This window comes from Bacillus sp. LUNF1, from assembly GCF_011008975.1.
Lineage (GTDB): Bacteria > Bacillota > Bacilli > Bacillales > Bacillaceae > Bacillus > Bacillus velezensis.
Genome location: NZ_CP048876.1, coordinates 3,092,447 through 3,105,695 on the forward strand (window position 1 = coordinate 3,092,447; position 13,249 = coordinate 3,105,695).

Annotated in this window: 16 protein-coding genes; 4 read left to right on the forward strand and 12 right to left on the reverse strand. The window is 44.0% G+C overall.

The annotated features are described in order from the left end of the window. Positions 1-235 precede the first annotated feature (235 nt). Positions 236-1,231 carry a ferredoxin--NADP reductase 2 gene (gene yumC, locus G4O42_RS15265; protein WP_007613496.1) on the forward strand — a complete coding sequence of 332 codons (996 nt, stop codon included), beginning with the start codon at positions 236-238 and terminating at the stop codon, positions 1,229-1,231. 38 nt (positions 1,232-1,269) lie between these two features. Here the strand turns inward: yumC and G4O42_RS15270 are convergent, their stop codons facing one another. Continuing rightward, entirely contained in the window at positions 1,270-1,413 is a 144-nt protein-coding gene (locus tag G4O42_RS15270) for a hypothetical protein (RefSeq protein ID WP_003151982.1), read from the reverse strand. A gap of 217 nt (positions 1,414-1,630) precedes the next feature. Between G4O42_RS15270 and guaC the strand changes: the two genes are divergently transcribed. Then, positions 1,631-2,611, forward strand: a complete 981-nt coding sequence (guaC, locus tag G4O42_RS15275) for a GMP reductase (protein ID WP_032876754.1) — start codon at positions 1,631-1,633, stop codon at positions 2,609-2,611. Positions 2,612-2,672: 61 nt separating this feature from the next. Here the strand turns inward: guaC and G4O42_RS15280 are convergent, their stop codons facing one another. The 7 genes from G4O42_RS15280 to G4O42_RS15310 all read right to left on the reverse strand — a co-directional run bounded on the left by G4O42_RS15280 (position 2,673) and on the right by G4O42_RS15310 (position 7,648). Beyond that, on the reverse strand, positions 2,673-2,894 hold the full coding sequence (locus G4O42_RS15280) for a DUF5970 family protein (protein WP_032876751.1): 222 nt from the start codon (positions 2,892-2,894) through the stop codon (positions 2,673-2,675). Positions 2,895-2,910: 16 nt separating this feature from the next. After that, positions 2,911-3,438 (reverse strand): stage II sporulation protein M, encoded by a 528-nt coding sequence (locus tag G4O42_RS15285; RefSeq protein WP_015418130.1) that lies wholly within the window; start codon positions 3,436-3,438, stop codon positions 2,911-2,913. Then, on the reverse strand, positions 3,435-4,139 hold the full coding sequence (locus G4O42_RS15290; protein WP_007613514.1) for an ABC transporter ATP-binding protein: 705 nt from the start codon (positions 4,137-4,139) through the stop codon (positions 3,435-3,437). The genes G4O42_RS15285 and G4O42_RS15290 overlap by 4 nt, the downstream gene beginning before the upstream one ends. Then, positions 4,132-5,787, reverse strand: coding sequence for a hypothetical protein (locus G4O42_RS15295; protein ID WP_032876748.1), 1,656 nt, complete (start codon positions 5,785-5,787; stop codon positions 4,132-4,134). The genes G4O42_RS15290 and G4O42_RS15295 overlap by 8 nt, the downstream gene beginning before the upstream one ends. Before the next feature lie 82 nt (positions 5,788-5,869). Continuing rightward, positions 5,870-6,205, reverse strand: a complete 336-nt coding sequence (locus G4O42_RS15300) for an uberolysin/carnocyclin family circular bacteriocin (RefSeq protein ID WP_003151973.1) — start codon at positions 6,203-6,205, stop codon at positions 5,870-5,872. A 66-nt stretch (positions 6,206-6,271) separates the two neighbouring features. Then, a complete protein-coding gene (locus tag G4O42_RS15305) occupies positions 6,272-6,844 on the reverse strand; it encodes a hypothetical protein (protein ID WP_007613520.1) in 573 nt (190 codons plus the stop codon). A 258-nt stretch (positions 6,845-7,102) separates the two neighbouring features. Continuing rightward, positions 7,103-7,648: a GNAT family N-acetyltransferase gene (locus G4O42_RS15310; RefSeq protein WP_032876980.1), complete on the reverse strand. Its 546-nt coding sequence runs from the start codon at positions 7,646-7,648 to the stop codon at positions 7,103-7,105. Positions 7,649-7,985: 337 nt separating this feature from the next. Here G4O42_RS15310 and G4O42_RS15315 point away from each other — a divergent pair, with 337 nt between their 5' ends. After that, on the forward strand, positions 7,986-8,747 hold the full coding sequence (locus G4O42_RS15315; RefSeq protein WP_032876745.1) for an SDR family oxidoreductase: 762 nt from the start codon (positions 7,986-7,988) through the stop codon (positions 8,745-8,747). 142 nt (positions 8,748-8,889) lie between these two features. Here G4O42_RS15315 and G4O42_RS15320 read toward each other — a convergent pair whose 3' ends face one another. The 4 genes from G4O42_RS15320 to G4O42_RS15335 form a co-directional block, all read right to left on the reverse strand. After that, positions 8,890-9,252, reverse strand: a complete 363-nt coding sequence (locus G4O42_RS15320) for a HesB/IscA family protein (protein WP_032876743.1) — start codon at positions 9,250-9,252, stop codon at positions 8,890-8,892. A 76-nt stretch (positions 9,253-9,328) separates the two neighbouring features. Further along, positions 9,329-10,183, reverse strand: a complete 855-nt coding sequence (dapF, locus tag G4O42_RS15325; RefSeq protein ID WP_014418790.1) for a diaminopimelate epimerase — start codon at positions 10,181-10,183, stop codon at positions 9,329-9,331. Positions 10,184-10,306: 123 nt separating this feature from the next. Further along, complete coding sequence (locus G4O42_RS15330; RefSeq protein WP_012118346.1) at positions 10,307-11,524, reverse strand: NupC/NupG family nucleoside CNT transporter; 1,218 nt, start codon at positions 11,522-11,524, stop codon at positions 10,307-10,309. A 133-nt stretch (positions 11,525-11,657) separates the two neighbouring features. Continuing rightward, the gene (locus G4O42_RS15335; RefSeq protein WP_007408721.1) at positions 11,658-11,894 is read right to left on the reverse strand and encodes a YuzB family protein; all 237 of its coding nucleotides are present in this window, start codon (positions 11,892-11,894) and stop codon (positions 11,658-11,660) included. A 266-nt stretch (positions 11,895-12,160) separates the two neighbouring features. Here G4O42_RS15335 and G4O42_RS15340 point away from each other — a divergent pair, with 266 nt between their 5' ends. After that, positions 12,161-13,228: an NAD(P)/FAD-dependent oxidoreductase gene (locus G4O42_RS15340; protein ID WP_007613539.1), complete on the forward strand. Its 1,068-nt coding sequence runs from the start codon at positions 12,161-12,163 to the stop codon at positions 13,226-13,228. Positions 13,229-13,249 lie beyond the last annotated feature (21 nt).

The window sequence follows — 13,249 nt, forward strand, 5'->3', positions numbered from 1 at the left end:
ATTTTATGAAATGAAATATAAAATTTTTTAGAAAACCGCACATGTCTGCATATCACCATACTATCCGGAAGAATCAGAAAACATTCAGGAAAAAACAGATTGGAATTTGTCCCCATATTAGCGGCGGCCGCAATTTTTTTCAAGAATGAAGCGGCCGGGCGGTTTTCGGCACTCGTCATCCTTTTAAATTGTATGTTATAATTAATAACAATTTTCAATTAGGAGGCAATTTGGTATGCAAGAGGATTCAAAGGTTTATGATATTACGGTCATCGGCGGCGGCCCGGTCGGCCTGTTTACCGCTTTTTACGGGGGAATGAGACAGGCGAGCGTCAAAATCATCGAGAGCCTGCCTCAGCTTGGCGGCCAGCTCAGCGCGCTGTACCCTGAAAAATATATTTATGATGTAGCCGGATTCCCGAAAATCCGCGCCCAGGAACTTGTGAACAACTTAAAAGAGCAAATGGCAAAGTTCGATCAGACCATCTGCTTAGAGCAGGCCGTTGAATCTGTTGAAAAACAGGCGGACGGTGTGTTTAAGCTTGTCACGAATTCAGAAACGCATTATTCAAAAACGGTCATTATCACCGCGGGAAACGGCGCATTTAAGCCGAGAAAGCTTGAGCTGGAATCAGCGGAACAATATGAGGGCAAAAACCTGCACTACTTCATTGACGACCTCAATCAATTCGCAGGCAGACGCGTTGCCGTTCTGGGCGGCGGCGATTCCGCGGTGGACTGGGCGCTCATGCTTGAGCCGATCGCCAAAGAAGTCAGCATCATCCACCGCCGTGATAAATTCCGCGCGCATGAGCACAGTGTCGAAAACCTGCATAATTCTAAAGTCAACGTGCTGACACCGTTTGTTCCCGCTGAACTTGTCGGTGAAGACCGGATCGAACAGCTCGTTCTCGAAGAAGTGAAAGGCGACCGTAAAGAAATCATCGAAATTGATGACCTGATCGTAAACTACGGCTTTGTTTCTTCTCTCGGACCGATTAAAAACTGGGGCCTTGAAATCGAGAAAAATTCCATCGTCGTCAAAAGCACAATGGAAACGAATATTGAAGGCTTCTTTGCCGCCGGAGATATCTGCACATATGAAGGCAAGGTCAAGCTGATCGCCAGCGGTTTCGGCGAAGCTCCGACAGCCGTGAACAACGCGAAGGCTTACATGGACCCGAAAGCGCGCGTCCAGCCTCTGCATTCTACAAGCATGTTTGAAAAATAATAAAAAAGAGTCTGTGTCATACCGGCACAGACTCTTTTTTATTTAAACATCCAAATATAATTCATGACGGTTCCGACAACAAGCGCAATGACAAGCGCCGACACGACCCAAATCGTGCCTAAAATAATCCGGTCCTGAATTTTCTGGGCTTTCGGGCTGTGCCCGGGCTGTTTTTGTTCCACACCGGCCCCTCCCTTCTTCTGCAAATCTATCTATCGTAACAAATGTCTTACAACACCCAATACTACTATGATAACCAAACTGCAAATGGATGACAAGCTGACCGGATATGAGGCAGCATGAAATCATTTGACATTCCTGACAAAACAAAGTACATTATAAAAAGACGAACATTTTAATTTTATTTAATTATATTATTCGCTTTTAGGGGTGTTATATATGGAAAATGTATTTGATTACGAAGATATTCAGCTGATTCCTGCAAAATGCATTGTGGACAGCCGATCTGAATGTGATACATCAGTTACATTGGGCGGACACACGTTTAAACTTCCGGTCGTGCCGGCCAACATGCAGACGATTATAGATGAAAACATCGCGGCCTGGCTCGCGGAAAACGGGTATTTTTATATCATGCACCGCTTCGAGCCGGAAAAACGCCTGACTTTTGTTCGGGATATGAAAGCGCGCGGACTGATTTCTTCCATCAGTGTCGGCGTGAAGGAAAATGATTACGAATTCATCCGGGAGCTGAAAGCACAGGAGCTTGTGCCGGATTATATTACCATTGATATCGCGCACGGCCATTCCAATGCCGTGATCAGCATGATTCAATTTATTAAAGAACATGTCCCGGAAAGCTTTGTCATCGCAGGGAATGTCGGAACGCCTGAAGCTGTAAGGGAGCTGGAACGTGCGGGCGCCGACGCGACAAAAGTGGGAATCGGCCCCGGGAAAGTCTGCATCACAAAGATTAAAACCGGCTTCGGAACCGGCGGATGGCAATTAGCCGCGCTTCGCTGGTGCGCAAAAGCGGCGAGCAAACCGATCATTGCTGACGGCGGTATCCGCACGCACGGCGATATCGCGAAATCCATCCGTTTCGGCGCATCTATGGTCATGATCGGATCATTATTCGCCGGCCACGAGGAATCACCGGGCCAAACGATCGAAATCGACGGCAAGCTGTACAAAGAATATTTCGGCTCCGCTTCCGAATTTCAAAAAGGCGAAAAGAAAAACGTCGAAGGCAAAAAAATGCATGTCGAACATAAAGGGTCTTTACAGGACACGCTGATTGAAATGGAGCAGGATCTGCAATCTTCCATCTCTTACGCCGGCGGCAATACACTCGAAGCCATCCGCAATGTCGACTACGTGATCGTAAAAAACTCTATTTTCAACGGCGACAGATTTTAACACACAGCAGAGCCGCTCGAAGATAAAAAAATGACATTCAATATGAATGTCATTTTTTTTATTAAATACCGGAATAAAGAGCCGCACTGGCCAACAGATTAATCACAAAAATAAACAAAAAGATGTAACGAATGAATTTATTTTGCACCGGTGCAAATATAAAGAGATATAGTCCTGCCACCCCAAAAGTAAGAACAGGAAACAGCCACTCAAAGGATAAAGAAATGATATAACCGATAATCATAACAATCGGCACACCGATTAATGATAATTTACTTCTCATATGATTTCTGCCCCTTTTACTTAAAAATTGGTGTGATGTAAGCTTCAATAATGGCAGCGGCGATCAGCAGACAAATAATTATGAGCACCAATATTCCAATATGCCTGAACATTGAAGCCATTATCTTTTTTTCCTTAGAAAAACACAGCCTGATGACCAATTCAACGCCCTTAAAACCAATGGCGCCACTTAATAATAACGCGGGAACTTCAAATATACCATGAGGAATTAGCAGTAAAAAAATCTGATAAAAAGGAACCCCGCTATGCAGATTTTCTATAATAGAGCCGCTTAAAATAAACCCGTTGGTGAATAAATAAAAGATTGAGGTCAACCCAAAGGTAAAAAAACCCGCGGCTAAAAACAGACAGGCGATTGCATTGTTTTTCAGCAGTTCAACCGCGCCTGACGAGCCGTTGTAAGACGCGGTCGAAACAAAGTGATCGGAAAAAAACGCAGCGATCACACCGCCTGAAAAAAACAGCAATGACGCGGTTAACGGAATGGCGGACGTTCTGATTGCCGGCAACATGCGGTTCATCATGTATAGATACTCTCAGCCAATTCTTCAATCTCTTCTAATGAATGCTCGGATGACTGATACTCCGCCGCAAAAACGCCTTCATGTATAATACCGATCGTATCGCACAGCGAATGCGCCAGCTCCAGCAGGTGAGTTGATAACAGGACCGTATTTCCCTGCTTGACGTACTCCTTTAATAACGTCCGTATCGTTTTACCGCTGATTAAATCAATGCCCGTCAGCGGCTCGTCAAGAATTAATATCTTTGGCTGATGAATGAGCGCGGCCGCAATTGATAATTTTTGTTTCATTCCATGTGAATATGTTTTAATCAGCTGATTTCCGTCTTGAGCAAGCTTCAGCGTCTCTAACATATTCTTTATATAATCATTTGTCCGCTGAGACGGCACTTGAAACATCTCCGCTGTAAAACGCAAGTATTCGACTCCCGTTAAGTAATCATATAAAAAAGCATGGTCGGGCACAAAACCGATATCAGCCGATATTTGCCCCCCCTCTTCTGAATCCAGTTCCTTGCCGTCAATCATGACGCGGCCTGAAGTCGGTTTAAGCAGGCCCGAAATGATTTTCAAAGTCGTTGTTTTCCCGACTCCATTAGTCCCCAGCAAAGCATAGATTGAGCCTTTTTTCACCTCAAACGAAATATCTTTCAACACCTGTTTTTCACTATAGTTTTTTTGTATATTCACTAATTTAATCATTGTTCGCAAACCTTTCCGCCATATTGATTCTGCGAAGAAACAGAAACATGACTCCATAGTTTAATAGTGTGAACAGGACAAAAATACCTGATGCCGAATGAATAAGCATCGTTTCAAGTTCCGGCTTTTTATAGATAAAATACGACGTGATCGCAGCGATTTGAAGCGACACAATGAAAATGAAAGAACTGTATAAGTTGTTATACGTCTTTGCTTTCCCCGCTTCTCCAATTTCGTACAGATGCTCCCAGTTTTTCTTAGGATACAGGGCGGTGCTTGAAATCTGGACAAGACTGTATAAAAAACCCGAACATAAAAACACAATAAACAAGTAAATCGTCAGTGCCGCGGAAGACGGAAAAAACACCGTAATCAAAATGGTGATGATGAACGAATAGATAAGAGCGGCGAGATTATAAATACATACTTTCGGAAATACCAGCTGCCACGCATGTTTGATATTCCGGTGAAACAAATGCTGATTTTTTATTTCCCCGTCAACTGATAATACTGTTTTGAGCGCATCTCCGACGAGCTGATACGAAAAGTTCGCAATGATAACCGCCGCAGACACGATGGCGGCTGCCGAATACCCGAGAAAGTGATGCGATAGAAGCGGAATACAAAAACCTAAAAACAGCATGAACAAATACAGCATACTGCCGAAGTTCCTGATAAAAAACCCGTCAATTCTCGATAAGAACAGCAGATCCTTTTGAAAAACGGCATGAAATATTTTGTTATTTCTATATAATTTCAGCTTTGGCGTAAAATCTGCGTTTGTCAAAAACATATAAGGAATAAGGTCCATTTTCTTCAGGGTGGCCGACCACAGTTTAAACATCCCCGCCGTTAAAAGGACGGCGGCCGCAAACACCGCAGCGAAAACGAGCGCGGAATGTGAGCTGAATGCTAACCATACATACGGCGTATTCATGAGGATGTTCCGGAAAGCCGGTGTCTCCGTAAAGCTTGAAATATCCTTTGCGGTATACTCCCCAAACACGAGAAGATAAACGGCATACCCGACTGCAAGCGGAACCAGCAGGCTGACGCTGAATAAAACGCCTTTCATGATTTTCAAGTAAAACAATTTGCTCCACATATTTGTAAGAAGATAAACAACATAAGAAAACAGCATAGATAAAAATAAATTGAGAAGAAAATAAACGAAGCCCAAGAAAAATACGATGATCGCCGCAGACCCCGTCATGCCTGCGCTTGATAAAAACAAAAAAACCGGAAAAACAAAAAGATACCATACGAAAATGGTTTTTTTGATCGCCTGGCCGGCAAAAACAGAAAACAGCTGTAAAAAACGAACCTTTTTTAATTGATGAATGACCTTACGCGTATCCAGCAGAAAGGCATTGTGATGTTCTTTAAAGAAGCCGGCAGCCCAAAAAAGCTGCTCAAGTGAAACGGCGATTAAAACAAATTGCCCCCATGCGCTTAGGGGCAGCTGAATCAGTTTTGTCCCGAATACAACACCGCATCCCAGGAAAACGAGATATAAACATAACAGAGAAATAATAATGGCAGACAGCAGTTTGCTGTTGAGTTGAGGAATGCCCCAATCTTCCTTTCTTTTTCGAAACGATGACAGGGTATTATATTTGATAAGAGCCGCAATTTGTTTGACTATCATACTTTCAATCCTTACATATGTATTTGGGAGAGAGGCTCTTTTTGCAGCTTGTACAAAAAGAGCAATTATTTATTGATCGATTTTACCAAGCAGCTGCGTATTTTTTGCCGTATTTCTTAATCATTGTTTTTGCTGTTGCAACGATTGCATAAGAAATCGCGCCTGCGCCTGTAACGATACCGATAAGAGAAATGATAGAAGCAATTGTTGATGCCGCATCAATAATATCAATTGCTTTTTTAGCTGCTGCTGTAGAGATGCCTAGAGTTGAAGCTAATTCAGCATTGGCTGAGAATGCATGAGCCGCCGCCACGTTTAATTCAGTTCCCGTTAATAATAGTGCATAAACCAATGTTGCTGCAGCAAGAGCCGCGCCAAACAAAATGAAAGACTTTTTATTAGATTTTACTAAGTTCATCATAACATCTCCCTACTCTGTTTTTTAATTTATAATAAAATTCAGCTTAATTGACTCTCTCCCGAGCTAAATTTTATCCGCCATAAAATAGTTTAAGAAAATAGTAAAGAGTTTTAGTAAAACAAAACATCCAGTCAAAATGATTCTCTTGCCTTTACTGAGATCGGTCAGTTTTCCTGCGGCAGCATAAAGAGCCGCGATTGATATGAGCAGAAATGGGTCCAGCAGCTGCAGACTCAAGCTGGTGCCGCCGGCAGAATATATAAGCGAGGAATCAGCCGTTAAGTAATTAACAACTGAAAGAATCAACATTTTAAATGCCGAGATTAAAGAAGTCAGTGTATATAGAAGCAAATATATTTTTTTCGGTTTTTTTGTACCGAGAATAAAAGCGGCAACGAATAACAGAAATCCGCCTATCAGAATTTCCACAAAAGTTGTGAAGATCATAAACCCTTGCAGAAACATGACAATCGTACGAACACTTTTCTCCCCGATATCATAGGTACTTTCTCCGACGGAAGAATAATACGACTGCAGAACTTTATCTGAAATACTGAATTGGAAGAGTAATGAACAGATCAAAATGATGAAAAAAGAACTTAAAAATATTTTTTTATTGCTCAATTGACCTATCATATCATCATCCTTTTCTTACAAAATAAATTAACTATTCTATACTTTTACAATTTAGTTTAATCCTATCAAAAAATCAATATCCTTTCGAAAAATATGACTTTAGGACGTGTTGACAATGAGCACATCTTTCAGATTTTTCAGTTCTATATACCCTTTATTTTTTTTTGAATTTGCAAATAGTATGATTTAGACAATTGATTTGAAGTTTTAGAAAGAACCTGTCGAAAGAGACGAAGGATATAAAAAAGGAGGATATCGTCATGTATCCTCCGGATGTATGATCGCCAGCACCTGATGATCTTCCCATTTTCCATTTATTTTTACATTTTTTCTCGCAATGCCTTCTTTATGAAAGCCAGCTTTTTCGAGCACCCGGATTGACGCCTTATTGTGCGGCATGACTCCGGCTTCTATCCGATGCAGTTTCAGCTCATTGAATGCATAATCGACTGCCAGCTTAACAGCCTTCGTCGCATAGCCTTTCCCGTTATGTTTGCCATCTAAAAAATAACCGATAAAAGCGCTTTGGAGGGAACCCCGAACCACCTGAAAAAGGCTGATCGTGCCAATCAGGGTCTGATCTTGAAGAAAAATGCCGAAGCTGTATTCTGTGTCATTTTCCCCATTCTTCAGTGATTGTTCAATTCGTTTTTTCCGGCCTTCCAGCGTATAAAAATCCTCTTGTCTCGACATGGCAAACCGTTCAAAAAACATGCGGTTTTCCGTCTGCAAAACCAGTTCTCGCTCTGCATCATTCAGGCTGAGCGGCCTGATATCAACGCTGTTCCCTTCCTGCACATGCATCGCCGTCCTTTTGTTTTGATCAGAAACGTTTTTTAATTGTCTCTCACCCATGTTATACGGTACGCTTTATCACATCAAGAAAATTCCAAGACTTCACATTCACCTTTCCTTTCGTGACCTATGTCTGATGTGAGTAACCGAAACGGAATCACAAGGTTCTTTTGTTGACTTAAACCGTGCTTTAAGCCGTATCATCATATTGTGACAAGGAAAGAATAGTTTTGGCGGGTTTCCCGATGATCCAAAAAATATATTGATTGGATTGCAGCTGCAGGATAGAAGCGGGAGCTGAAATGTTATCTAAGAAGTATGAAACAATCGGAAAAGAGGAGTTAATATGAAACTGACGGGAAATACAATACTGATTACAGGCGGAAATGCCGGAATAGGATTGGCTTTCGCAGAACGGTTTTTAAAAGCGGGAAATAAAGTCATTGTGACCGGACGGCGTGAGCACGCTCTTCAAAAAGCAAAGGAAACATTCCCGGATCTTATTACATATGTCAGTGATTTGAGCATTCCATCTGAACGTATATCACTGTTTGATTGGGTGAAAGAAAATTATCCGGAAGTGAATGTGTTAGTAAACAACGCGGGGATTCAACAACGTTTTCATGTGCTGAAAGCGGATGCGAAGGACAATTGGGACTATTTCAATAAAGAAATCACTACGAACATTGAAGCTCCCTTCCACCTGTCTATGCTGTTCGCTCCGTTTTTTGCCGGAAAAGAAGATGCGGCTGTCATTAACGTCTCTTCGGGATTGGCTTTTACACCGCTTGCCATTGCACCGATCTATTCAGCAACGAAAGCGGCGCTTCATTCATTTACAATGAGTCTGAGACATCAGCTTTCTGATTCATCTGTAGAAGTGATTGAAGTTGCGCCTCCGGCGGTGAATACAGATTTAGGCGGAGCAGGGCTGCATACTCAAGGAGAACCGCTGGATCAATTCGCTGATGGGATTTTTAAAGGACTGAAAGAGGGCAAACAAGAAATCGGGTATGGTTCTTCAGTCGAACGGCTGCGCATGCCACGGGATAAAGCCGATGAACATACGGCAAATATGTACAATGCGATGAAACATACAATTGAATAACCTCTTTGCAAAAGGAAAACCCGCTTCTGTTGAGCGGGTTTTATTTTTATTAAACAGATAAACGCCTTTCTTAACAATGGTGGAAGCGCCATCGAAAAGAAAGACGTCATATTTTTTCATCCTAAGAATAGCGGGTTGACCCTTAGCACTCTTCCGGCGTACCGGCGTTTTTGGCCGTGCGGAAAGAAGATCCGCAGCCGCAGGAAGCGATGGCATTCGGGTTGTCAATAGTGAAACCGCCGCCCATCATGGACTGTTTGAAGTCAATGATCGTGCCGGTCATAATATCAAGGCTTTCGCTGTCGACCAAAACGGTGATTCCGTGCTGTTCAAACATACTGTCTTTTTCGCCTTTTTCGTGCTCAAATCCCATTCCGTAAGACAGGCCGCTGCAGCCGCCGCCTTTTACGCCCACACGGAGAAACGCGTTTTCTTCTTCATGCTCTTTCATCATATCTTTTATATGCAAAGCCGCTGCTTCAGTGATGGTTACTGGAACAATCATAGGTAGACCTCCTTTTTTAAAAACGATGCTAGTATCTATTATAAACCTTGAGGAGAGTATTTCTCAAACGAGCTGTTTACAAATAAAAGACGCCGCTGCATACGGTTTCGGCGGGTCCCGTCATCAGCACATGCCCGTTATCCTGCCAATTAATCACAAGGTCGCCTCCCGCTAAATGAACAGTGATATCCCGGTTTCGTTCAGAAACACCGTTCAATACGGATGCGACAGCCGCCGCACAGGCGCCTGTTCCGCAAGCCTGTGTAATGCCGGAGCCGCGTTCCCATACGCGGAAATGAAGTTCATCGGCGCTGACGGTTTCCACAAATTCGACATTGACGCCTTCCGGAAATCTCGGGTCTTTTTCAATGACGGGGCCGAGCGTTGTAAGAGGCGCTTGATTGATATCCGCAACCGGAAAAACAATATGGGGGTTTCCCATTGATACGGCTGTTCCGGAAAGCTCCGTTTCTCCAAAAACAAAGGTTTCATCGATCGTCCGTTCATCTTCATTGCCGAGCATCGGCAGCTCTTTTTTGGTGAGGCGCGGTTCGCCCATATCAACGGCGACTTCACGCACAATCCCGTTGTCCTCTGTAATGTCTGCTTTCACAAGACCTGAAAGCGTCTCAATGAAAAAGGACGTTTCTTCTGTCAGCTTATGTTCGTATGCATACTTTGCCACACAGCGAAGGCCGTTGCCGCAATTTTTCCCTTCTGAGCCGTCATTATTAAAAATCCGCATTTTGACGGGCGCTTTTTCTGACGGACAGATGAGGATCATTCCGTCAGAGCCGATGCCCGTGTGAATGCTGGACACTTTAACGGCAATCTCAGCCAGCCGTTCTTCCGGCAGCTGTTCTTCAAATTGATTTACATATATATAACTGTTTCCAAGACCGTGCATCTTGGTAAAACGGAATGAATTCATATCGGCCTCCAACTTTTTTTCTTTTACTTAGTATAAAAGCTCTTCTGCTCGGACACAATACAAATATCCCCCGTTTTTCATACATAAAAGCTCCCTGCATATGCAGGGAGCTTTTATCGTTTACTAAATAAACATGCCGGCAATCGCCGCGCTGAGAAGGTTTGCGAGTGTTCCCGCAATAACCGCTCTTAATCCGAGGCGCGCAATGTCCGAACGGCGGCTTGGGGCCAAACCGCCCAGTGTGCCGAGCATAATCGCAATCGAAGAGAAGTTGGCAAATCCGCACAGCGCAAAGCTGATAATCGTAGACGTTTTTTTAGAAAAGTCCGCAATATGCGGCCCAAAGTTTGAATAAGCGACAAACTCATTCAGCACAAGTTTCTGTCCGATATAGCTTCCCGCTCCGAGCGCTTCATGCCAAGGAACGCCGATTACAAATGCGATCGGTGAAAACACGTAACCGAGAATGGATTCTAATGTAATATGTTTGAAACCGAACCAGCCGCCGATTCCGCCGAGAATTCCGTTCACTACGGCGATGAGCGCGACAAACGCAAGCAGCATGGCGCCGACATTTAGAGCAATCTGAAGGCCCGTGGACGCGCCTTTTGCCGCTGCATCAATCACGTTAGCGGCGCCTTCGCCTTCTTCGTCCATATTAAAATCGCCTTTTATCGTCTGCGTTTTTTCCGTTTCAGGTATTAAAATTTTTCCGAACACGAGACCGGCGGGAGCCGCCATAAAGCTGGCCGCCAGCAAGTATTCGATCGGAATGCCTAACAGGGCGTAACCGAAAAGCGTCGAACCCGCTACAGCCGAAAGGCCGCTCGTCATAATCGTAAACAGCTCGGAACGGGTCAATCCCGCAATCAGCGGTTTAATGGCAAGCGGTGATTCAGACTGTCCGACAAAAATATTCGCAGCCGCCGCAAGCGATTCCGTTCTGCTTGTCCCAAGAAGCTTTGACAGTCCGCCTCCGATGACGCGAAAGATGAGCTGCATGATTTTCAAGTGATACAAAACGGCAATCAGCGCTGAGAAAAAGATAATGACCGGCAGAACGCTCAGCGCAAAAGCCGGGCTGCTGCCCACTTTTAACAGCGGGCCAAAAATAAAGCTGATGCCTTCGTTCGCATAATCAATGAGAAGCTGCACACGGCTTGAGAACCATAAAAATACGGCCCGTCCGGCGTCCCACTTTAATACGATGAATCCGAAGGCCATTTGTAAACATAAACCGACAATGACGGTTCGCAGGTTAATTTTGCTTTTCTTCTCTGATAACAAAAAAGCAATGGCTAATATAGCAACTGCCCCGAGCAGCCCCCAAACGATATTCAATGAATCCACCTCTAAAATTTTATTTAAAAAAAGTCTTTATTAAGATAACAATATTTATTTTTGCTGTCTACAAATTTTTTATTTTGCCAAAACCCGGGCGCAATAAAAAAGAGGCCCCGTTCGGAGCCTCTGATTAAAACATCGGATTTTCTTCTATGAATGTATATATGTTGTCAACCAATTCAGCAGGCGTGCCCCCCGTGACCACTTCGCCGTTGACCAGGGCGAACAGGGACTCCATGCATTTCCCGCAATAGCTTAAACAGCCGTATTCAAGCACGTCCAAGTTCGGATCCTTCTCTAAGATCTCAAGTGCTTCCTGGGAACCGCGCGCTAAATTGCTGACACAGAATTCAATCATCGGATTCATGCGGTTTCACCTCACATATGTACCTTATCCTAACGGAATTTCCTCTATTCGTCAAAGATCCGGTTTCACGCTCAATGTTATCGTAACATATTAATTCAGGTTAAAGGTTTTACTATTACGTGTTTTCTGGTCAATTTGTAGGTTATTTTAAAACTATTATTGTGGTTTTAGATCAAATTCGATATAATTCTAGATGTTATTTTACATAGTTCGTTATTTTGTAACAACATTGACTACCATATTTTTCGGGCAAAAGGGGAATCATTATGAAAAAATTGGTCTTGATCGGCGGGGGTTACGGAAACATGCGGGTGCTGCACCGCTTACTGCCGAACCAGCTTCCGTCAGATATATCCATCACGCTGATTGACAGAAACCCGTATCACTGCTTAAAAACAGAATATTATGCGCTCGCCGCCGGCACGATTTCTGATCATCATATCAGGGTGTCTTTTCCTGAGCATCCGAATCTGGATGTTCAATACGGTGAGGTGGCTTCCGTCGACACGAAAAACAAACAGGTTCTGTTTCATGACCGCGAACCGATTTCTTACGATGACGCGGTGATCGGACTGGGCTGCGAGGATAAGTATCATAACGTGCCCGGCGCGCCGGAACATACTTACAGCATTCAGACCATTGATCAGTCACGCGAGGCCTATCAAAAGCTGAACAACCTCGGCGCCAATGCATCTGTCGCTATCGTCGGAGCGGGATTAAGCGGCGTGGAGCTTGCCAGTGAATTAAGAGAGAGCCGTGACGATCTGAAGATTATGTTATTTGACCGGGGCGACCTGATTTTATCAAGCTTTCCGAAAAGACTCAGCAAGTACGTTCAAAAATGGTTTGAAGAACACGGCGTCACCATTATCAATAATGCGAATATTACAAAAGTGGAAGACGGCATCGTTTATAATCATGATGAAGGAATACCGGCCGATGCCATCGTGTGGACGGCGGGAATTCAGCCGAATAAAGCCGTCAGAGAACTGGACGCTGAAAAAGACCCGCAAGGCCGCATCGTTTTAACACCGCATCACAACCTTCCGGGCGATGAGCATGTTTACGTCGTCGGTGATTGCGCGAGCCTGCCGCATGCGCCGAGCGCCCAGCTGGCTGAAGCGCAAGCGGAACAAATTGTGCAGATTCTCCTGAAACGCTGGAACAATGAAGAGCTGCCGGAAACAATGCCGCAATTTAAGCTGAAAGGCGTTCTCGGTTCACTCGGAAAAAAAGCGGGCTTCGGTCTTGTCAACGACCGTCCGCTCATCGGGCGTGTGCCCCGTTTATTAAAATCAGGCCTTTTATGGATGTACAAGCATCATAACGGCTGATAAGAAAAAAGCCGCTGATTG

Coding starts and splice junctions, on each gene's coding strand:
- yumC (WP_007613496.1), top strand. CDS start 236: ATGCAAGAGGATTCAAAGGTTTATGATATTACGGTCATCGGCGGCGGC.
- G4O42_RS15285 (WP_015418130.1), bottom strand. CDS start 3,438: ATGATGAACCGCATGTTGCCGGCAATCAGAACGTCCGCCATTCCGTTA.
- G4O42_RS15340 (WP_007613539.1), top strand. CDS start 12,161: ATGAAAAAATTGGTCTTGATCGGCGGGGGTTACGGAAACATGCGGGTG.
- G4O42_RS15320 (WP_032876743.1), bottom strand. CDS start 9,252: ATGATTGTTCCAGTAACCATCACTGAAGCAGCGGCTTTGCATATAAAA.
- G4O42_RS15280 (WP_032876751.1), bottom strand. CDS start 2,894: ATGAGAAGTAAATTATCATTAATCGGTGTGCCGATTGTTATGATTATC.
- G4O42_RS15290 (WP_007613514.1), bottom strand. CDS start 4,139: ATGATTAAATTAGTGAATATACAAAAAAACTATAGTGAAAAACAGGTG.
- G4O42_RS15315 (WP_032876745.1), top strand. CDS start 7,986: ATGAAACTGACGGGAAATACAATACTGATTACAGGCGGAAATGCCGGA.
- G4O42_RS15300 (WP_003151973.1), bottom strand. CDS start 6,205: ATGAACTTAGTAAAATCTAATAAAAAGTCTTTCATTTTGTTTGGCGCG.
- G4O42_RS15295 (WP_032876748.1), bottom strand. CDS start 5,787: ATGATAGTCAAACAAATTGCGGCTCTTATCAAATATAATACCCTGTCA.
- guaC (WP_032876754.1), top strand. CDS start 1,631: ATGGAAAATGTATTTGATTACGAAGATATTCAGCTGATTCCTGCAAAA.
- G4O42_RS15310 (WP_032876980.1), bottom strand. CDS start 7,648: ATGCATGTGCAGGAAGGGAACAGCGTTGATATCAGGCCGCTCAGCCTG.
- dapF (WP_014418790.1), bottom strand. CDS start 10,183: ATGAATTCATTCCGTTTTACCAAGATGCACGGTCTTGGAAACAGTTAT.
- G4O42_RS15335 (WP_007408721.1), bottom strand. CDS start 11,894: ATGAATCCGATGATTGAATTCTGTGTCAGCAATTTAGCGCGCGGTTCC.
- G4O42_RS15305 (WP_007613520.1), bottom strand. CDS start 6,844: ATGATAGGTCAATTGAGCAATAAAAAAATATTTTTAAGTTCTTTTTTC.